This is a genomic window from Rhizobium etli 8C-3, assembly GCF_001908375.1.
GTDB lineage: Bacteria > Pseudomonadota > Alphaproteobacteria > Rhizobiales > Rhizobiaceae > Rhizobium > Rhizobium etli_B.
Window position 1 is genome coordinate 25,341 of sequence record NZ_CP017243.1, and the last position, 19,658, is coordinate 44,998.

The window sequence follows — 19,658 nt, forward strand, 5'->3', positions numbered from 1 at the left end:
ATGCGAATGGTCGCTTCGGCGAAGCTCTAGCGCAGCATCGAGGGTTGTCGCAAATGGCCCCTGAGGAGCGTGAGCGAGCCGCTCTCAACGCGGAACGTTTGCTTTACCCGCTGCACTCCAACAAACGGCCTGACAGGTTGCGGTCCCCTTCCGGACAGCCCATAGCAGACCAGATGCTTGATCTGGCTGATTTATTTACCGCCTTGCATCCGAAATTCTGGCGGGTCGTTGGTTCATATCCCTTCAAGGCGTCTATCTTGAACCTCATCCAATTCATTTCGTGGACATGGGTTTGGGTTTTGGTTGGTACAGGCGCCGTTTGACGAGCGCAAAGCGTTGCGGAGATCCTTGTCCACCACCGCAAGATCGAGCCATTCCGGATCGAAGTAGCCGCCGCACCACCGGATAGTTTCAGTATATTCCGGATCTTCCTTGTCGGCGATGATCTCCAGGAAGCGCTCATAGCCGGAAACGCCGCCAACATCTTCGGGTGGCCGCGCCCTTTCGCCAGCAATGCAGCTTCCCTGTTTTGGCGAAGGCGCGAGTGTCAGGAATTCCTCGACCGCAACGGTGTGCCGCCAGCCATCCCCGAAATCATAGTTATAGCTGAAGACAGAACCTTCTTCAAAGTCCAGCAAGCGAACCTCTGTCTGATCGAAGACGCGAGGATCGTCGTCGGTCGCGTCCTCTGTGAGGACCTCGATATCACCATAGCGTAGACCACCAATCCGAAACTCGTAGAGATGATAGTTCCACCAGTTGAAGGCAGCCTGAATTCCGAGATGCAGGTGCTGAAGATTCCAGTCGATGGGCAGGACTAACCGACGCCAGACTTGCGGCTGGATCTCGTCGATGGAAACTTTGATCTGCACGGCGTTTGCGGGCTTGAACATGACAGGAATGAACAAGGTCGCAAGGAGATCGTCAAGAAGGTCGCTCGACGATATGGCTGGGATCGGCACGCTCCTGGCAGCAACCTGCCGGCTTGTGCAGGCGTCGATGCTCACTATCTCTGGTATGGGCCTGAATTGGAGCATCGCCATGGATCAAAGCGCGGCCGATATGGTGTCGAAGGTGTGCATCGAAATTCTTCCGCCGGAACGGGAAGACACCTGCACTCCGGACGCAGCAATCTGTCCCTGCTGTCGAAAGTTGCGCCCGGCATCGAGCATGGATGACGATGGCTGTGGGATTTGTGACGAATGCCTGGCGCCCTGACCTCCAGCAAAGAAGCGTCTGCTGTTTCTGCCTCATTTGAAGCCGCGCTTGCCAGACTATCTGACGGCTATATTCACGGGAATTTCGGTGGTCGAGCATGGGGCGTGACCGTCAAGCGGTCGGAGGACGGAAAGCGGACTTGGCTCTATGGCGAGGAGCTTGGCGGAACAGATATCATCAGCTTCAACTTCTATCGATTGGCTGCATCAGGCTCGCTGCTGAAGCCGTGCGAAATGTCATCCACCAAGGTGATCGAGTTCGTTCTCGGCTTTGAGCCGAGTACGCAGAAAGCTGTGCCTTCATCATAGTGGCCGAAAAATAAGCAAAAGATTTATGTTGCAATGCAGCATACGCATGGCTGCATTGCGATCTGAATGCTGGCGATCAAAGAAGCCTCTGGTATCCTCAGGGCATCGAAGCAATGCACCTCCTCCCGCAGGGCTTCGTGTTTCAGGCGACCCACCCCTCCTCCCAAGGGACGTCTGACGGAACAGCGGCACTCCTCCTCCCAGCCGTTGTTCAATTCTTTCGAAAAGCCTGCCGCACCTCCTCCCGCTGCAGGCTTTTTCGTTTTACGACAGATTCGTGGTCTGAGATCAGGCGTCAAAGCAGACTACCCTGTTCCACCGGCTCTCCGGATTTCGACACGATCGTAGATCCGTATGGTTCGCGTGAAGAAATGATGAGCGCATCATTCTGTAGTGGTCGAGCGAGGTGCTTTGCCTCGTCCCAAGGCGCCCGCATCCAGATGTCGGTTTCTTCCTTTGTCAGCAACAGTACCGGCATGGCCTTCTCGTGGATGGGCTTGACGAGATCGTTGGGATCCGTGGTGAGAAACCCATAGAGGTCGTCAGTGGTCAGGCCGTCCCTGACCTTCCGCACGCTTTTCCACTGCGGCACATGAATGCCCGCAAAGAACATCAGCGATTTCGCCTCATCGCGGGCAAACCAGGTATTGGGTACCTTGCCGCCGGTTTCCTGGCTTGCCGGATCCGGTTCGGCAAAGCTTGTGACCGGGACCAGGCATCGATGCTCGATGCCAAACCATCGTGTCCAGTGGGGAAGGTTAAGCTTGCGGACATTGGTCACGCCCCGGTCCGGTTCCATGCGGATGAGCTCGTCCATTTCGACTGCCTGACCCTTGGCTCTCAGTTTCTCCGCCCGAGCTTCCGCAGCCTTCTTTTGCACGAAAATCGGCGATGGCAGGCCCCAGCGCGCATGCACGAGCTGCTTTCTTCCGTCAGCCGTGTTGCGGACGACCGGCCCCATCTGGTCGGGGTTCATCTGATAGGCCGGCATCAGATTGATCAGGCTTTCGGCATCCTGGGCCCACTTCGCGACCCAGTCCTTGTCTTCCATCCGGTAGAGATTGCACATCCAACGCCATCCACGTTCGCAAGGTCGTGGAAGACAATCTAACGGACGATACCGATTTCGCTAGTCGAGCGTGAAGACGTCGGCATTGTCCTGACGTTCCCGCAAGCCCTTGTAGGATGGATGCCGCAGTTTGCCGTCTCCGGTCCAGGCCCGAAACTCGATCTCGGCGATCAAGGTCGGCGCGACCCAGACGATGTCAGCTTTCCCGGCGAAGGACACAGGTGGCTGCTTTTGCTTCCAGCGCAGATTGTCGAGCGTCTTGCGCAGCCTATCCATCTCGGCTTGCTTGAAGCCCGTGCCGACGCTCCCAACATGAACAAGATCATGGTCGCGGTAGGCGGCAAGCACGAGAGACCCGAAGCCGCCAAGCGACGCCGTGGATGGCTCATAGCCGACGATCATGAAGGCTTCGCTCTCAACGCATTTGACCTTCACCCAGTCGCCGGTGCGGCCGGAGCGATAGGGCTGATCGAGGTTCTTGCCGACGATGCCTTCGAGACCAAGGCGGCAAACGTTCTCAAGCAGGACAGCGGGATCCGCGTCGAACGTCTCCGAAAGACGGATGGCGCCATCTTTCTCGGTGAGCGTATCCTCAAGAAGATGCCGGCGCGAGCGGTATTCGATCCCGCGCAGATCATGGCCGTCGAGATAAATTAGATCGAAGGCGTAGAGAATGGCGTCCGAGGCGCGGTTGCCAGCGGCCTTTCCAGAAGCGCCGAGCGATTGCTGCAGCAGCTCAAAATCCGGTCGCCCTTCTTGGTCAAGCACCACCGCCTCGCCATCGATGATCATCGTCGCCGGCCCGAGCGCCCGAGCGGCCTCTGCTATATCAGGAAAGCGATGCGTCCAATCATGGCCACCACGTGTAAGGATGCGCACACCTTGCGGCTCGATATGGACCGCCAGGCGATAGCCGTCCCATTTCAGCTCCCAGCTCCACTGATCACCTTTTGGCGGATGTGCCTTCAGCTCAGCCAGCGCTGGCTCAACCCGATCGGGCATGGGATCGAAAAGCAGCTGTGGCTGTGCCGGATTGCGTTTCCTGCGTGGCTTCGAGCGGATCGGAGCTTCGCCGTCACGAAGAAGCGGCTTTGTTCTAGGTGGGTTTGACCTGGGAGGCTTTGTCATGGCTGAAGTGCAGCACAAAAAGCTTAAGAACATTGCGACGAACTGACTTCTTTCCCCGCTATCCACCGGCAGGGCCCAAACGCCCGGAAACTGCGCCAAAAATTCTTTTCGGCCTTACGCGATTGATTCCGTTCGCAATCTTCAAGATCGCTAATGCTAGGCGAATATTCCTACGCTCAATGTGTCTTGACTCTTTGCTGGCACAAGAACAGATAGTGAACATATCGCCCGCCCGACATGATGTCGATCCCGCCAACGCGACCTTGAAGGGAGCCGTGAACGATGAATGCTGCCCGTGCCACGAGGGCCCCTGAGGAGGTTTCCGATGTGATCGCCAATCTGCGCGAGCGCATCGCATCAATGGAGGGTGCGCAGGCCAGACGTGCCGGCTGTCTGCCCTTCGGTCTGTCGGAGATCGATGCGGTCCTGCCGGGCGGTGGTCTCGCCCATGGAGCGCTGCATGAGTTCGCGGGCGGCGGTTCCGGTACTGTTGATGGCGCGGCGGCGGCACTCTGTGTGGCCGGCATTGCCGCGCGAACCAAAGGCCCCGTCGTTTGGTGTTTGACCCGACCGGATCTATTCTTTCCGGCGCTTGCCCAGGTGGGCCTCCATCCCGACCGGGTGATTTTTGTCGAGTCCGACAGGGAAGAGGATGTTCTGGCCAATATGGAGGAGGGACTGTCGTTCGGCGGTCTCGGAGCGGTCGTCGGCGAACTTGTCCGCCTGCCGATGGTCAGTTCCCGCCGATTGCAGCTAGCCGCCGAGCGAACCGGGACGATGGCTCTTGCCGTCCGGCGATGGCGACGGCAGACCGAGGCGAATGATTTTGGCCAGCCGACGGCGTCAACAACCAGATGGCGGGTCAGTGTGATGCCATCGGAAGAGCTGCCGGTACCGGGGGTGGGCAGGCCTCAATGGTTTCTTGAATTGATGCGCGTGAAAGCGGGTGAGTGTGCTGAGTTTCTCGTGAGGGCGTGTGATGACAAGGGTCGTCTCGATCTATCTTCCGGATCTGCCGACGGATCGTATTCGGCGGGCGGATCCCTCCATTTCGCCTGAACAGCCAATTGCCGTGATCGCAAGAAGCGGGTCGAAGCGATGGGTTTCGGCTGCCGACCCGGCTGCCCGGGTGGCAGGCGTGCATGTCGGCATGCCGGCGGCAAAGGCGCAGTCGCTGTTTCATGGCCTGATGATGGTCGACGCGGATATCGAAGCCGATCGGGTAGCCCTCGAACGCATCACACTGTGGGCACTAACAATCTATTCGCCGATCGTCGCGATTGACGGGATCGACGGCATCGTGATGGACACCGAAGGCGCCGACCACCTGCAGGGCGGCGAGCTGCCAATGGTGACAAAGATCGCCAACCAGTTTCTGGGCAGGAAGCTGACTGCCCGCGTGGCGGTCGCCGACAGCTGGGGTGCAGCCCATGCCTGCGCCCGCGCAATCAAGCGCGAGACGATTGTCATTCCGCCGGGTGAGACAGTGCGGGCCGTCGAAAAGCTGCCTATATCGCTCCTGCGCCTGCCGGCAACGATTGTCAGCGATCTCCGCATTCTCGGATTTCAGACGATCGGGGAGCTTGCCAATACCCCGCGCGCGCCGCTGACGTTGCGCTTTGGGCCGGAGGTTGGGCGCCGTCTCGACCAGATGCTCTGTCGCATCGCCGAGCCGATCAAGCCAATCCGGACGCCTGAGCTGGTCGAAGTCTCGAAAGCCTTCGCTGAACCAATTGGCGCTGCCGAAACGATCAACAAATATGTCGGCCGCCTCGTCGTCCAACTGGTCGATGAGCTTCAGAAGCGCGGCCTTGGGGTGCGCCGCGCCGACCTGATCGTCGAGAAGGTCGACGGCACCAGACAAGCCATTCGCGCAGGCACTGCCAAACCTGCCCGCGACGTTGCCTGGCTGACGAAACTGTTTCGGGACCGGACGGAAAAGATCGAGCCGGGTTTCGGGATCGAGAGGCTCACCCTTGTCGCCGTCATGGTAGAGCCATTGGAGGAGGCGCAGAAAGTCTCTGCTCTGGTCGAGGATGACATCACCGATGTGACACCGCTCATCGATATCTATGGAAATCGGGGCCAGCGGGTCTATCGCGTCGCGCCGGTTGCATCCGATGTGCCGGAACGTTCCGTCCGGCGGATCAGTCCCGTTGCTGAACCGATCCCTGTTGCCTGGGTGAGCCATTGGCGCCGTCCAGTCCGGCTTTTGCCACGACCCGAACTGATCGAGGCGATTGCGCTGATGCCGGACCGGCCGCCTGTTTCCATCGTCTGGCGCGGCAAGCGCCGTAAGGTCAAACGCGCCGACGGCCCGGAACGCATCTTCGGGGAGTGGTGGCAGCGTGACGCCGAGATGGAGGCGGTGCGGGACTACTTTCTCATCGAGGACGAGGCAGGCGAGCGCCTGTGGGTGTTCCGCTCCGGCGACGGAGTGGATCCCGAGACCGGGTCCCATCGCTGGTTCTGCCACGGGATCTTCGCATGAGCTACGCCGAGCTGCAGGTCACGACCCACTTTTCCTTTCTGCGCGGCGCCTCCTCTGCACAGGAATTGTTCGAGACGGCGAAACAGCTCGGCATCGAAGCACTCGGCGTCGTCGATCGCAATTCGCTGGCCGGGATCGTCCGCGCCCTGGAAGCATCTCGCGCCACGGGTCTGCGCCTGGTCGTCGGCTGTCGGCTCGATCTCGCGGATGGGATGTCTGTGCTGGTCTATCCGATGGACCGATCCGCCTATTCGCGCCTGACGCGCCTCATCACGCTGGGCAAATCGCGCGGCGGCAAGAACAACTGCATCCTGCACTGGGACGATATCGTCGCTTACTCCGAGGGGATGATCGGCATTTTGGTGCCGGATCTGCCGGATGATCTTTGCGCGATCCAGCTTCGAAAAATGGCTGAGCTGTTTGGTGATCGCGCTTACGTCTCTCTCTGTCTGCGTCGGCGACCGAACGACCAGTTGCGGCTGCATGAGATTTCCAACATGGCGGCTCGGTTCAAGGTCAGAACCGTCGTCACCAATGATGTGCTGTTTCATGAGCCGGGCCGGCGGCAATTGCAGGACATCGTTACCTGTATCCGGCACAACACCACGATCGACGATGTCGGTTTCGAGCGCGAACGCCACGCCGACCGCTACCTCAAGCCACCGGAGGAAATGGCACGCCTGTTTCCGCGCTACGCGCAAGCACTCGCGCGAACCCTGGAAATCGTGCATCGCTGCAAGTTCTCGCTTGAGGAGCTGACCTACCAGTACCCGGAGGAAGCCATCGTTCCGGGCAAGGACGCCCAGGCGTCTCTCGAGCATTATGTCTGGGAATGTGCGCCGGACCGGTACCCGGAAGGTCTGCCGCCGGACGTGTTGAAGACCGTACGCCACGAGCTCGATCTCATCCGCACCATGAAATACGCGCCGTACTTCCTGACGGTGTTTTCGATCGTGCGCTTTGCCAGAAGCCAGGGCATTCTCTGTCAGGGCAGGGGATCGGCGGCCAACAGCGCCGTCTGCTATATTCTCGGCATCACATCGATCGACCCCTCGACCAATGATCTCCTCTTCGAGCGTTTCGTCAGCCAGGAACGCGACGAGCCGCCGGATATCGATGTCGACTTCGAGCACGAACGGCGCGAGGAGGTCATCCAGTGGATCTACAAGACTTATACCAAGGAGAAGGCGGCACTTTGTGCGACCGTCACCCGATACCGGGCCAAGGGCGCAATCCGCGATGTCGGCAAGGCGCTTGGCCTGCCTGAAGATGTCATCAAGGCGCTGTCGTCAGGCATGTGGTCCTGGTCGGAAGAAATTCCCGACCGAAACATCAGGGAACTCAATCTCAACCCGGACGACCGGCGCTTAGCGCTCACCCTGAAACTGGCACAGCAGCTGATGGGCGCGCCGCGTCATCTCGGCCAGCACCCCGGCGGCTTTGTCCTCACCCATGACCGGCTGGACGATCTTGTACCGATCGAGCCGGCGACGATGAAAGACCGGCAGATCATCGAATGGGACAAGGACGATGTCGAGGCTCTGAAGTTCATGAAGGTGGATGTCTTGGCGCTCGGGATGCTCACCTGCATGGCCAAGGCTTTTGATCTCATCCGCGAGCACAAAGGGCAGGATCTTGATCTCTCGAAAATCAGCCAAGAGGATGCGGCGACCTATGCAATGATCCGCAAGGCTGACACGCTCGGCACCTTCCAGATCGAAAGCCGTGCGCAGATGGCGATGCTGCCGCGGTTAAAACCGCGCACGTTCTACGATCTCGTTGTTCAGGTGGCGATCGTGCGGCCGGGCCCAATCCAGGGCGACATGGTGCATCCCTATCTCCGTCGTCGCGAAGGCAAGGAGCCCGTCGAGTATCCGACACCCGAGTTGGAGGCGGTGCTCGGCAAGACACTTGGCGTGCCGCTGTTTCAAGAGTCAGCGATGCGCGTCGCCATGGTCTGTGCCGGCTTTACCGGTGGTGAGGCCGACCAGCTGCGCAAATCCATGGCGACCTTCAAGTTCACCGGCGGCGTCTCGCGCTTCAAGGACAAGCTGGTGTCAGGCATGGTCAAGAACGGATATTCGGCCGAGTTCGCCGAAAAGACCTTTTCGCAGTTGGAGGGCTTTGGCTCATACGGCTTTCCGGAAAGTCATGCGGCCTCCTTTGCGTTGATTGCCTACGCTTCGAACTACATCAAGTGCCATTGCCCCGACGTCTTTTGTGCAGCCCTTCTCAACAGCCAGCCAATGGGATTTTATGCTCCGGCCCAGATCGTCGGGGACGCGATCAAGCATGGCGTCGAGGTGCGGCCGGTCTGCGTCAACCGCTCGCGATGGGACTGCACGCTGGAAAGGATTGGAGGCAGCGATCGTCATGCTGTGCGCCTCGGGTTTCGGCAGGTGAAAGGGCTGGCTGTCGCGGACGCCGCACGGATCGTTGCAGCGCGCATGAACAACCCGTTCGCCTCAGTCGATGACATGTGGCGCCGGTCTAGCGTGCCGACCGAAGCGCTTGTTCAACTCGCGGAGGCCGACGCCTTTCTGCCATCGCTGAAACTCGAACGACGCGATGCGCTTTGGGCGATCAAGGCGCTGCGCGACGAGCCGTTACCCCTGTTTGCCGCCGCCGCCGAACGTGAGGCAACAGCAATTGCCGAGCAACAGGAGCCGGAGGTGGCACTTCGGCAGATGAACGACGGCCACAACGTGATCGAGGACTACAGCCACATCGGGCTGACTTTGCGCCAGCATCCGGTCGCCTTTCTGCGCAAGGGCCTGTCGGTACGCAATATCATCACCTGTGCCGAGGCGATGAATGCTCGGGATGGCCGATGGGTTTACACCGCTGGACTCGTGCTGGTGCGGCAGAAGCCGGGATCGGCCAAGGGTGTGATGTTCATCACCATCGAGGACGAGACGGGTCCGGCCAACGTCGTTGTGTGGCCGTCGCTATTCGAGAAGCGTCGGCGTATCGTACTGGGATCCTCAATGATGGCGATCAACGGGCGGATCCAGCGAGAAGGGGAGGTGGTCCATCTCGTCGCCCAGCAACTCTTCGATCTCTCAGCCGATCTGGTTGGCCTTGCCGATCGAGATACGGAGTTCAGGCTGCCGACCGGGAGAGGCGACGAGTTTGCCCATGGGGGTGGGCCGGATTCACGTGATCGGCTAAAGCCGGTCGTTCCGCGGGACATGTTCACACCCGATCTTCATATCGATACGCTGAAGGTGAAGAGCCGGAATTTTCATTGAGCGATCTGGGTAAATGTCTGGTCGGAGGCGCTATTGGTTCAAAGCGATGTTACTTCTCAGTGGCCACTTCGCTGAAAATCTAGATGTTGACCGAGGCGTCGGGGAATTTCGCGGTGATCTCGAACGTGCCGCCCAAAGCCTCCATATAGCGTCGCAGGCTGCTGACATAGATATCGCCACGCTGCTCCAGCTTTGCGACAGCCGGCTGCTTCACATAGAGTGCGCGTGCCAGATCCTGCTGAGTTTTTTCGGGCCACGCGCAGCTCGTGTAGCGCCAAGTCTTCGAGAATTGTCTTTGTCGCTTCATCTTGCGGGCACGGCCTTCTGGGCCATTCTGTTGTGCAAGGTGTCGGATGAGAAGGGGAGGGAAAGGAAGTTGCTGCCGTTTGGCTTCTAGAAGCCCCGACTGCCCTTACAATATCGTCCTGAACGGCCTCGATCAGCGTCGTGTACCACTCACCAAACTCGTCGTTTATTGGGGGAACAAGAGGCGTGCGAAGCATACGCTAAGGGCGAACGGAATGAGAATTTAGGCTCCCGCAATGCGACGCTCTCGCTGAGAACGTCGCGCAGTGTTCAGGCACTGTGATGATTAGTCCGGACCTGCGAGCGAAGCTCGTCTCGTCGCCCAAGAACCTAGAGAATTAGTAACGTAAGGTTGTTACTTAGGTGTATTGGCGGTGGCGAATGTATGGCGACCGGGCAAATGAATAGACGCTCAATGCAGAAACAGAGAATATGACCGTACACACTTTCAAATCCTCTTCCAGCTCTCCCGAAATAATTAAGATCAACAAAGGCTTAATCCGCGAGAATTACCGGAACCGAAGGCAGACAAATGTGATGGTGGACACCAACATCCTGCTGACGATTGAAATCGCGTATAACGGATCGCAGCGGCATAAGGACTTGAAAGACGCAGGCATTGTCGATCTGGCAAGGTTGATCGAGACGACGTCAAAATACGGCGTTTTCATATCGCCTGCTGCTGCCTACCAGGAGCTTCCGCCGGGGCGACGGGCTCCGGTCGAGGCTGCGTTCGAAAGGTTTTGCAGAGACTACCTGCCCAAGTTCCGGGATGACCCTAACTCAGTGAAGGTTCCTTTCGCCGGCGAAAGTTTTGAGCCCGAGGCCTTCAGTGCACTATCACCGGAGCGTCAGACGACCATCGCCTGCTCTTATGCGTCACTGCTGGCCTTAAACATTATTTATCGCCTGGAAGCGTTGGACGGGTTTGAAAAATTCACGCTCTACATCGACTACTGCGAGGAAGTCCTTAACCTCATCAGCCTGAAGGAATTGTCGATCGCGCGATACGTATTCGCTCCTGAAAAGGGTATGACTGACGTTGTGAGGACGCGGAAGTCGGCCACTGTGAACAATTTCACGAAACTGAAGAAGGGCGGCGCCAAAGGCTTGACCCGGGTCCAAGAGCTACACCGTATCGCGCTGAACGGTGCTAATGACCTAAAACTGATCTCCGCCGCTGATATCGTGAATAATTCACGAGAGCAGTTCATGTTTGGAGTGATCGAGCACGATGTGTGGATCGCGACTCGTGACGAAAAACTCTACGAGTTCTGCCGCGCATGTCCAGGTTTCGTTGGCTGGGGGGCCGGGGGACCCCTTGCCCGCTTCGTTGACACACACGCAGATATAAAAGGCACCCGCTATTGGAAGGACACCATAGACCTGCAACAGCAAAGGCTCGAAGCGCGTTACGCAACGGTTGATCGAGCCAAGGAAATGGACGACATCGTGGCGGCGGCTTTCAATATTGAAGCTGACCTCTTGGACGATAGGGCAATCGGGTACTTTTCAAAGAGATCATGGAGATCTCAAGGGTGACGAGCATTTGCGTCTAAAAACCTCGACAGAGCTATGGTCGGCACTGAGCAGGTAAAAAACCGTGCCACTAAGAGTCCGTGCCGAAACTGGTCATGATTGGCGTGCGATGCGTCTGACGAGGATCATGACGGCTGCCGCGTAGAGGAAAGCGGTGGCGGATTCGATGGTCGCCTCGGCGTCCTTCCATAGCCTGCGGTTACGGCTGATCCAGGCGAAGAAGCGCTCGACCACCCATCGCCTCGGCTGCACGGCGAAGCCGATCTGATCGGGCTTTCGCCTGACAATTTCGACTGCAATGGACGTGGCTTCGGCCACGCGCGGGCCTTGGTAGCCTGCATCGGCGAAGACCTTGCCGACAAATGGAAATGGCCGCCGCGAGGCTTGCAGCACCGGGCCCGCTCCGTCGCGGTCCTGGATATTGGCCGGATGCGGGAACAGCACCAGCGCCCGACCGTCGGTGTCGACCAGTGCATGGCGCTTGCGGCCCTTGATCTTCTTGCCCGCATCATAGCCGCGCGGCCCGCCGCTCTCGCAGGTCTTGACCGTCTGGCTGTCGATGACCGAGGCCGTGGGCGAGGCCTCGCGTCCGCATCGCTGCCGATCCTGCATCAGAAGCTGGTGATTGATCTTCTCGAACAGGCAGTCGTCGCGGAACCGGCAGAACCACCGGAACACCGTGCTTCTCGGCGGAAAGTCGGACGGCAGAAGCCGCCAGCCGATGCCGCCGCGCATGACATAGAAGATTGCATTCATGATCTCGCGCAGCGGCCATCCGCGCGGACGTCCCGTCTTCGCCGCAGCCGGCATCATCGGCGCAATCAAATTCCACTCGCGATCCGTCAGATCGGTTTCATAACGCAGGCTTTCTCGGTTATGCTGGCGACGGGTAGCTGGCGTCCACATCAGGTCTCTCCGATTAGGCTTCGACACCCAATTCGGAATCACGACCGCGCCAGCTACTCAACCCTTTCGAGACGGGCTCTTAGGTATGCTTCCGGATCACCGAGCATGTTTTGTATCGGAGACGTCACCGGGAATATGCCGTGGATCTATCAACCGATACAAATATACGTCTATTTCGCTCTCTTCGGGTGGTGCAGTTACATCGGCGTTCAGACAAAGAGAACTTGGTCGAAGTTTCGCGGAACTGATAGTGTCACCAATGCCAATTCCCAGGGTTAAGATCGGAACGCTCAAGATCATCCTTTGCTTTCTGAGCGGCATCGGCGATCCCCTTCGCGAGATCGGCGGCAGCCTTCGCGGCGGCATCTGCTGCAGCTTTGGCGTTGTCGACTGCGCCCTGAACGCCTTTCGTCCCCTCCCGCCAGGCGTTGTCAGGAAGATCTTTGAGGGAGTCGAAAGGCCGCTCGTAGAGCTTGGTCAATTCTTTTTTCGTTTCCTCCGCCACATGCTGCCCCGCCCGAACGGCGTCCATGATTGCTTTGGCAAGCAAGTTCTTATCTAGTAGCGTGACATTCCAAGACTTAAGAATGAAGTTGTCATCGGGCTCGCAGGCAATAGCGGGAACGGCTTCGTTAAGGGCTGTCTTGAAAGCGTCAAACTGTTCCTTCGAAACCGGACCCGCATCACCCGTTTTTGGAACTATCGAGTAACCTGCGGAGAGCTCAAGATAATCCGCCCCCACCACGACGTCCTTCGGATCCCATGCGACCTCAACACCTCTGCGACCGAAGTTCGTATACTCGCGTTCGTCGGGCCTTGGCTCCTCGTTTTTGCCGAAGGGGTAGAATGTCGGGAGGCTGGAGATCAAAATTGAAGGCGCTTGTTTCCCGCCGCCGATGTTGCGCTCAACGTCAATCCTCAACTGATGAATGGTAAGCCACGCATTCGCCGCGATGTCGCTAGGCGCGCTCGGGGTAACGCCAATGGTTATACGTCGGCAGGCAAGCTCGGGTATCAGAACAATCGCCGAGCCGGCGGCGACCGTTTGCTTCGCCACTTTTATCGAGACTGGAAGATCGAGTGACGTTTTGGCGTGAAGATCGATATCATTGCCAAAACCTCCTCCAACAAAGGCGGCATTCGTGTGGGTGTGCAGTTCCACTTTCAGGCTTGCATCTACTCGAAGTGCGGTTTGAAGGCCAACCCCAGGCACCCACTTGATGTCTGGTGGCTGAACGTCGAACAATCCGGAGAGAAATGACGGCCCACGTGGCGTGACGACAAGGCTGACCTCACCTAAGAGGTCGTCCTTCAGCAAGGCTGGGTGAGCGATCTCTCCGCTCGCATTGGAACTGCTGATCGAGCCCGTCGTTGCCTGACGGAGCTCTGAAGCCATCTCTAAAATCGGAGTATTGTGGATTCGGACATAGACGAGATCGCGATCGTCGCGGAAAGGGCGCAGACGGTCGGAAACCGATTTCCTGCGGCGCTCAAGCGCTTCAGAAGTCGTTTCTTTTGTTTCGGCCAAGTGCGAGAAGACCTCGTCGATAGTTTTTCCGCCGAGCATCCAAATGCCGTTTGTCGTCGATACGGGGATTTCGGCTGCAATGCTTCTATGAAGCTTGTCGCGATTGATCTTAATCGCAAGATCATACCCGCCGCTCACTTCGAACTTGTTGTGACTGGAATTCGCTTTGCCAATGTCCAGTTCTAAGTCACTCACAATGCTTGGCCCCGGAATAACGAGTTCCTTGCCCCAACCCGTAAAAGCTCCGTCGGCGATTAGTTCGGCTAAGAGGTCCCCCGAACTTAATGATAAATTTCCCCAATTGAATTTAGGCTTAACTGCGTACGGGACGAGATGAAGGCGGATTGCGTTCCGGCCTTTGTCGTCCTTGTCGGGCAGCGGAAGGAGCATGGTATCGAGTTCAGCAAATGCTGTCGTTCCTGCCCACCAAGACGTCTTTTTATCGGCTTGATAATGAGCGGAAAGCGATAATTTGGCATGAAATGAGCCATCGTTCGTGCTCAGCACCGCTTCTTCGACCCGCACTATGACTGCGCCATCATAGTGTCCTTCGGGATCCTTATCGCCGAGGCGAACGACGCGTTCGATCCCATTGAGCCCGCTTACAAGTCCTCTCAGCGCGCGCTCGGGTAGAAAGATGCGGTTGCTCCAGTCGTCTGGCTTGGCCCCGGTTTGTAGAATGGCTTCGGTGAGGGCCAGCGAGCGCTCTTGCAACGCAAGTGTCTCTTCGAGTCTCCGCTCTTCAAACAGATGATAAAGATATGTCCCAGCTACACCGCAGACCAACACGACGATGGCGGCAAGTCCAATTAAAAGTTTCCTCATGTCGTTCCCCCAGGTTGCCACAATGGTGCACATTATTATTGTATTTTTCACCATAAATCTTGCACCGGCTGGCGAACTCAAGCGTCCCTAAGATCGACCCGGACATATCCGGGCGATCATACATGAGTGTACGGCCGGCTCACTGAGCCGGAGCCGCTTCGGCATAGCCGATCTCGTCGAAGACGGTGAAGGTGATCTCGCTCGGGCCGGCAAGCTCCTTCATGCGGCGAGCGATATGGAACGCGATGACAACAATGCACCCGGAAGCGCTGCTTCGACACAACTTACTATTGACGCGCCCGGCTGCGATTGGACGACCCCATGAGTTTAACTGCGTGCTATCCCTTGACCCAGGATAATAGAATTCGATCGCATTGAGAACGACCGTTGCGCGGTCGCTCGATGGTAATATCTAAAAGATCATGCCGCCCGCGACGTCGATCGTGCTTCCCGTTATCCAATCCGCGTCGCTAGATACCGCGAAGGAGACTGCTGCGGCGATGTCAGTAGGCTCGCCTATTCGACCTAGCGGCGTTTTACCGATCAAGTAGCCATCGGACGCAACGTCTCGGATATCGGCGTTGCCTTCCGTGGCGGTGAAACCGGGGGCGATCCCTACTACCCGAATCTTGCGAGATCCCAGCTCAAGCGCGAGAGACCGCGTGAGCGTGTTGACCGCTCCCTTCGTTGAGCAGTAAGCGTGCACAGTAGGATAAGGACTTTGCGCCATTCCGGAGCTGATATTAACGATCACGCCTCCTTCACCCAATTCGCGAGCCGCGGCCTGCGTCATAAGAAGAAGGCCGCGCACGTTAAGAGCAAAGTGCTCGTCGATGCTCGCAGCGGTTAGGCTTTCAAGGCTGTCCATTTTATAGACAGCCGCATTGTTGATGAGAATGTCCAACTTTCCGAACTTCTCGATGGTAGCGCGAACGAGGGACGAAATTTCGGCCGGGTTGGAGATGTCGGCTTTGATTGCGAATGCGGAGCCGCCAGCCGCCGTAATTCTATCGACGACGGCCTGCGCCATGTCCGACGATCGGGCGTAGTTCACGATTACAGAGGCGCCATCCGCAGCCAAGCGCTCAGCAATGCCAGCGCCAATGCCCTTCGACGACCCGGTCACGATCGCGACTTTCCCAGTAAGCTTTTGCATATCTTAATTTCCTATCAATCACTAGGAAACACATTTATGGGACTTGAACACAGCCGTCAAGAGTTTAATAATGATCACTATGATTGACGACCTTTATCATGCGCCTAGGAAGGGTGGACGGCCCCTGTCCTTTGACCGGGATGCTGCTCTCCAAAAGGCGATGGTGCTGTTCTGGCGGTACGGCTATGAAGGGACATCTCTCGCCACATTGACCGCCGCGCTCGGGGTCAAACCGTCGAGCATCTACACCGCCTTCGGAGACAAGAAGCGGTTGTTTCTGGAGGCTGTCGAACTCTATCTCGCGAGCGGGCCGGCAGTTGAGGACGTGGTCAGCGACGGAAAGTCGCTCACGGAGGTCGTCCACGAGTTGCTTGTCAATGCGGCTACCAAGTTTACCGGAGAGGAAACCCCTCGGGGCTGCTTGCTGGCAACGTCGGTCATAAGCTGTTCACAAGACTCGATGGATCTGCAGGAGATGCTTGCCGGCATCAGGCGCCATCTTGAGGCACAGCTACTGATTCGAATTTCCTACGCCATAGATAAAGGCGAAATAGGCCCAGACGTAAATCCGGTAGCGCTTGCGGGGCTCATCATGGCTGTTGCGCAGGGCATGTCGACCCTCGCACGCGATGGCGCATCGCGATCCCATCTTATGTCGATCGTCGATATCACGTTAGCGTCATTACCTTTTCGAACATAAGTCTTAGGTGCCGTTGCTCTTGAATATCAAATAAAGCGGCGGGCCTCGCGCGACGTGCACTAATGGCGCAGGCTCATCGCGCCGTACGAATCGTTCGCGCTCAGCATCCTGGTTCCACGTGTGTAACAACGCCTGATCCCGCACTATATGGAGTCCCCGCCATTCCGCCGTATCCGCTTATACGCTTCTAACTGAGCGGCGAGATGTGCTTCACAGAGTATCAGGAATATCTGTGCCAGTGATGACGCTAAAGGCGGAATGGTGACCTTCGATGCTGATTTTGAATTGGTCATGGCGCGGCTACGGCCGCTAACGACTCCACAACACAGGTGCACTTCTGGCTTCGATACTGCAGTTCCCATAAATAGACTTTGGCAATATGTTATAACGCCACAGTGCAATCATCGGCACAGGCCGGCCTGCAGCCGGACGACGTTATCGTCGCTCTCGACCAGCAGCCGGTGACGGACGTCGGGCAACTCCTCTCAATACTCGTGAAGGAGCATGCCCGTGCTCTCATCACCGTCGTGAGGAACGGCCACCGCCTCTTCGTGGCCGCTGACGTGCAGACCCAGTAGCAGCCCGCAGACCGTGTTCTGTCCGCTGAAATTCCAAGGTCGCTCTCGTGCTTGATGAAGATCAACGACGAAAATCTGCGGCGCTGTCACGATCGGCACGTCGCAAACCTGAAGGAGGTTGTCATGAACGACATTCAACTCAGACAGAACATTCTCGACGAAATGGAATTCGAGCCCAGCATCGACGCGGCTGATATCGGCGTCGCGGTCGATAGCGGGATCGTCACACTGACTGGTCACGTGCGCACCTACGCGGAGAAAGAAGCCGCAGAGCGCGTGGTTAGTCGCGTCAAGGGCGTGCGCGGAATAGCTGCCGATATCGAGGTCCGGATTTTCGGGCCGAAGGAAACAGACGACGACTACATCGCCCGGCGCGCTGTCAAAATGCTCGACTGGAACGTTTCCGTGCCAAAGGATTCGGTGCAGGTGCGGGTCCTCAAAGGGTGGATCACCTTGCGGGGAGAGGTCGAGTGGCAATATCAAAAGAACGCGGCCTACGACGCCGTGCGGGATCTCGCCGGCGTAGTAGGGGTGTCCAACCTAGTGGAGCTGAAGCCGCATATTACGGCGGTGGATGTCAAGAAACGCATCGAGGATGCTTTCCAGCGCGACGCCGCTCTTGAGGCCGATGCAATCAGAATCGACGTCCAAGGCAGAAAGGTAATCCTCTCCGGCAAGGTGAAGACCTGGTCGGAACGGCAGGCGGCGGAGCGCGCTGCATGGTCCGCTCCAGGGATCAGCACTCTCGACGACCGACTGACGGTCGGGTGATCGAATATCGGGATTGGCTAGACATTACTGCTCTGCCCACACTCAGCAGCAAGGGCGCCGCTGAGCGCCCTTCGCATAGAGCCCAATTTCCTTGATCGACTTGCGCGCAGATCTCGTCTTCGGAACGAAATTCCGCACCACCCGTTGCAGAGCCTCCGTCGCGAGCACAAGGCGACCATTGATGTTCTTGGAGAGCGACCTTGGGTGGCGACGTAGGCTGGGATCTTCCGCGAAGAAAGATATGAGTCCCCGCAACGGCAGCGCGATTGAGGTTCGGGTTTGATTTTTCTAAATTGAAATCCTGCTGTCGAGCAGAATCGCTATTAGGCCTCGCGGCGAGCAGCAGCCTGAGACGGGTCGACATCTCCGATGCAGTGTACGGCTTCTTCAGCCAGCCGGCGCCCGCTTCGATCTCCTTGTCCGCGGCATGGGGTTCAGAAAAGCCCGACGTCAGGAGAATTTTCACCCTCGGCCAGCGCTCCCGGACATTCCGGGCCAGTTCGTCGTCGTTCATTCCCGGCATGGCCACATCACTGAACAGGAGCGCTACGTCATGCCCCGCCTCCAGCTCCTTCAACGCGTCGATCCCGTTCGTAGCTTCGATCACGAAGTAGGCAAGCGTCTGCAGGCGGCTGACCGTCACTCGGCGAACTCTCGCGTCGTCCTCGACCACCAGGATAGTTTCCGTGCCCCGAGGCGGGGCTTCCTCAGCCCGCTGCTCGTTCGGATGAGAATCCTTTCCGGCGTCGGCGCGTGGAAGAAAGAGGCGCACCGTCGTCCCTTCGCCAAGTTCGCTGTAGAGCTGCAGGTGCCCTGCGGATTGCTTTGCGAAACCGTAGACCATGCTCAGCCCAAGCCCCGTTCCCGAGCCCGTCGGTTTCGCGGTGAAGAACGGTCGAAAGCCCTCTCCATCACATCGGACGTCATTCCGGTGCCGGTGTCGGTCACGGAAATGAGGACGTAGCTGCCGGGGCGGATCGCCGGGTACATCAGGACATAGTCGGAGTCGATCTTGCAACAGAGCCCTTGCAGGCGGGCACCTCAAAGCAGACAGGAGCTGCGATGGAGGACAAGGCTTCGCAGGTTCTATCGAGCACGAAATACAGCACTGCTACCAAGCAGTTGGCAGGATCCGTGCTCTCACAATCCAACAAAAAGCGCTGATGAACGAACAAGAACTTTCGAACCAGTTTCTGTTGTTTTTCCCGGGCTTCTCGTCAACCAGTCTTATTCCGTTTCCTGCCACCTTAACTCATCATCTTCCGGAAAAGCGGCAGTTGGTTGCGAACATCCAGTGCCTCGGTCGGTGGACTCCGCTGAAGCGCCTATTTGAAGTCACTCTGCCCCACGCTTCAATGCAGCTAGGAATGGGAAGCGATGAGCAAAGTGCGTAGGAGATCAAAGTTTCCCACTCCTTGTGGCCTGCCGAGGTCGGCGATCGATGACAGGCGTAATCGAGAGACACTGGCCCCGAGACATCAATGCCGCTTGGGGGAGACGTATCTGACAACGTTGGTTGTAAATCCGCTTTTGTTTGCCGATGCACATTCAGTGCCATGGCTGGATCGCATGGTTCAGATACACGCAGATAGACATCGCGACCGATCGCGCGCGTGCCCGGCCTCGCCGAAAAGGTGCCAGATGTGACGGCAGCCTTGCATGCAAAGCTCGACGAGCACCGGGCGTTCGTACGGGAGCGTGGAGAAGACTTGCCGGAAATCCAGAATTGGCGCTGGGCACGCTCCTCCTAGTGCGACAGAGGACCGGATTGGGTAGCGACTACCACCAGCCATACTGCCGCAGCTACGCCGGCACGCAGGAGAAAGGATTCGAGTGCGAGGTGGCAACCTCGCCTTCGACTTGGGGTGTCCCACGGCAATCGCA

General features: G+C 57.9%; 18 protein-coding genes and 2 pseudogenes. 11 read left to right on the forward strand and 9 right to left on the reverse strand.

The window, feature by feature from the left end:
* Positions 1-273 precede the first annotated feature (273 nt).
* A pseudogene (locus AM571_RS22625) lies at positions 274-893 on the reverse strand (plasmid pRiA4b ORF-3 family protein).
* 7 nt (positions 894-900) lie between these two features.
* Between AM571_RS22625 and AM571_RS22630 the strand changes: the two are divergent.
* Both AM571_RS22630 and AM571_RS22635 read left to right on the forward strand, forming a co-directional pair.
* Entirely contained in the window at positions 901-1,218 is a 318-nt protein-coding gene (locus tag AM571_RS22630; protein ID WP_196776362.1) for a hypothetical protein, read from the forward strand.
* Positions 1,203-1,526, forward strand: coding sequence for a hypothetical protein (locus AM571_RS22635; RefSeq protein ID WP_004680472.1), 324 nt, complete (start codon positions 1,203-1,205; stop codon positions 1,524-1,526). Before AM571_RS22630 ends, AM571_RS22635 begins: the two co-directional genes overlap by 16 nt.
* A 295-nt stretch (positions 1,527-1,821) precedes the next feature.
* On the opposite strand, the gene AM571_RS22640 is transcribed toward AM571_RS22635, so the two are convergent.
* Together AM571_RS22640 and ligD are read right to left on the reverse strand one after the other, a co-directional pair.
* Positions 1,822-2,595, reverse strand: coding sequence for an SOS response-associated peptidase family protein (locus AM571_RS22640; protein ID WP_010031308.1), 774 nt, complete (start codon positions 2,593-2,595; stop codon positions 1,822-1,824).
* A 60-nt stretch (positions 2,596-2,655) separates the two neighbouring features.
* Entirely contained in the window at positions 2,656-3,723 is a 1,068-nt protein-coding gene (gene ligD, locus AM571_RS22645; protein ID WP_018247130.1) for a non-homologous end-joining DNA ligase, read from the reverse strand.
* A 282-nt stretch (positions 3,724-4,005) separates the two neighbouring features.
* Between ligD and AM571_RS22650 the strand changes: the two genes are divergently transcribed.
* The 3 genes from AM571_RS22650 to AM571_RS22660 are packed head-to-tail and all read left to right on the forward strand — an operon-like array spanning position 4,006 to position 9,465.
* Positions 4,006-4,782 carry an ImuA family protein gene (locus tag AM571_RS22650; protein WP_004680469.1) on the forward strand — a complete coding sequence of 259 codons (777 nt, stop codon included), beginning with the start codon at positions 4,006-4,008 and terminating at the stop codon, positions 4,780-4,782.
* A complete protein-coding gene (locus AM571_RS22655; RefSeq protein WP_004680468.1) occupies positions 4,703-6,214 on the forward strand; it encodes a Y-family DNA polymerase in 1,512 nt (503 codons plus the stop codon). The genes AM571_RS22650 and AM571_RS22655 overlap by 80 nt, the downstream gene beginning before the upstream one ends.
* Positions 6,211-9,465, forward strand: coding sequence for an error-prone DNA polymerase (locus AM571_RS22660; RefSeq protein WP_004680467.1), 3,255 nt, complete (start codon positions 6,211-6,213; stop codon positions 9,463-9,465). The genes AM571_RS22655 and AM571_RS22660 overlap by 4 nt, the downstream gene beginning before the upstream one ends.
* Positions 9,466-9,544: 79 nt before the next feature.
* Here the strand turns inward: AM571_RS22660 and AM571_RS22665 are convergent, their stop codons facing one another.
* Positions 9,545-9,772 (reverse strand): XRE family transcriptional regulator, encoded by a 228-nt coding sequence (locus tag AM571_RS22665; protein ID WP_004680466.1) that lies wholly within the window; start codon positions 9,770-9,772, stop codon positions 9,545-9,547.
* Positions 9,773-10,203: 431 nt separating this feature from the next.
* Between AM571_RS22665 and AM571_RS22670 the strand changes: the two genes are divergently transcribed.
* A complete protein-coding gene (locus tag AM571_RS22670) occupies positions 10,204-11,313 on the forward strand; it encodes a hypothetical protein (protein WP_018247131.1) in 1,110 nt (369 codons plus the stop codon).
* A 90-nt stretch (positions 11,314-11,403) separates the two neighbouring features.
* On the opposite strand, the gene AM571_RS22675 is transcribed toward AM571_RS22670, so the two are convergent.
* From AM571_RS22675 to AM571_RS22685, 4 genes are all read right to left on the reverse strand, one after another.
* Positions 11,404-12,216: an IS5 family transposase gene (locus tag AM571_RS22675; protein ID WP_018247132.1), complete on the reverse strand. Its 813-nt coding sequence runs from the start codon at positions 12,214-12,216 to the stop codon at positions 11,404-11,406.
* A gap of 253 nt (positions 12,217-12,469) precedes the next feature.
* Entirely contained in the window at positions 12,470-14,569 is a 2,100-nt protein-coding gene (locus AM571_RS22680) for a hypothetical protein (protein ID WP_225881307.1), read from the reverse strand.
* A 139-nt stretch (positions 14,570-14,708) separates the two neighbouring features.
* Positions 14,709-14,852, reverse strand: a complete 144-nt coding sequence (locus AM571_RS36515; RefSeq protein WP_155774532.1) for a hypothetical protein — start codon at positions 14,850-14,852, stop codon at positions 14,709-14,711.
* A 129-nt stretch (positions 14,853-14,981) separates the two neighbouring features.
* Positions 14,982-15,725: an SDR family NAD(P)-dependent oxidoreductase gene (locus tag AM571_RS22685; protein WP_018247133.1), complete on the reverse strand. Its 744-nt coding sequence runs from the start codon at positions 15,723-15,725 to the stop codon at positions 14,982-14,984.
* Between the two features lie 43 nt (positions 15,726-15,768).
* Here AM571_RS22685 and AM571_RS22690 point away from each other — a divergent pair, with 43 nt between their 5' ends.
* From AM571_RS22690 to AM571_RS22700, 3 genes are all read left to right on the forward strand, one after another.
* Positions 15,769-16,425: a TetR/AcrR family transcriptional regulator gene (locus tag AM571_RS22690; protein ID WP_018247134.1), complete on the forward strand. Its 657-nt coding sequence runs from the start codon at positions 15,769-15,771 to the stop codon at positions 16,423-16,425.
* Between the two features lie 395 nt (positions 16,426-16,820).
* Entirely contained in the window at positions 16,821-17,003 is a 183-nt protein-coding gene (locus AM571_RS22695; RefSeq protein ID WP_010030806.1) for a PDZ domain-containing protein, read from the forward strand.
* A 123-nt stretch (positions 17,004-17,126) separates the two neighbouring features.
* Positions 17,127-17,774 carry a BON domain-containing protein gene (locus tag AM571_RS22700; RefSeq protein WP_004674356.1) on the forward strand — a complete coding sequence of 216 codons (648 nt, stop codon included), beginning with the start codon at positions 17,127-17,129 and terminating at the stop codon, positions 17,772-17,774.
* Here the strand turns inward: AM571_RS22700 and AM571_RS22705 are convergent.
* Entirely contained in the window at positions 17,740-18,618 is an 879-nt protein-coding gene (locus tag AM571_RS22705) for a response regulator (RefSeq protein ID WP_004674359.1), read from the reverse strand. The genes AM571_RS22700 and AM571_RS22705 overlap by 35 nt on opposite strands.
* A gap of 319 nt (positions 18,619-18,937) precedes the next feature.
* Between AM571_RS22705 and AM571_RS22710 the strand changes: the two genes are divergently transcribed.
* Both AM571_RS22710 and AM571_RS37050 read left to right on the forward strand, forming a co-directional pair.
* The gene (locus tag AM571_RS22710; protein WP_004674360.1) at positions 18,938-19,168 is read left to right on the forward strand and encodes a hypothetical protein; all 231 of its coding nucleotides are present in this window, start codon (positions 18,938-18,940) and stop codon (positions 19,166-19,168) included.
* 210 nt (positions 19,169-19,378) lie between these two features.
* Positions 19,379-19,525, forward strand: a pseudogene (locus tag AM571_RS37050) (hypothetical protein); the annotation flags it as partial.
* Positions 19,526-19,658: the final 133 nt, after the last annotated feature.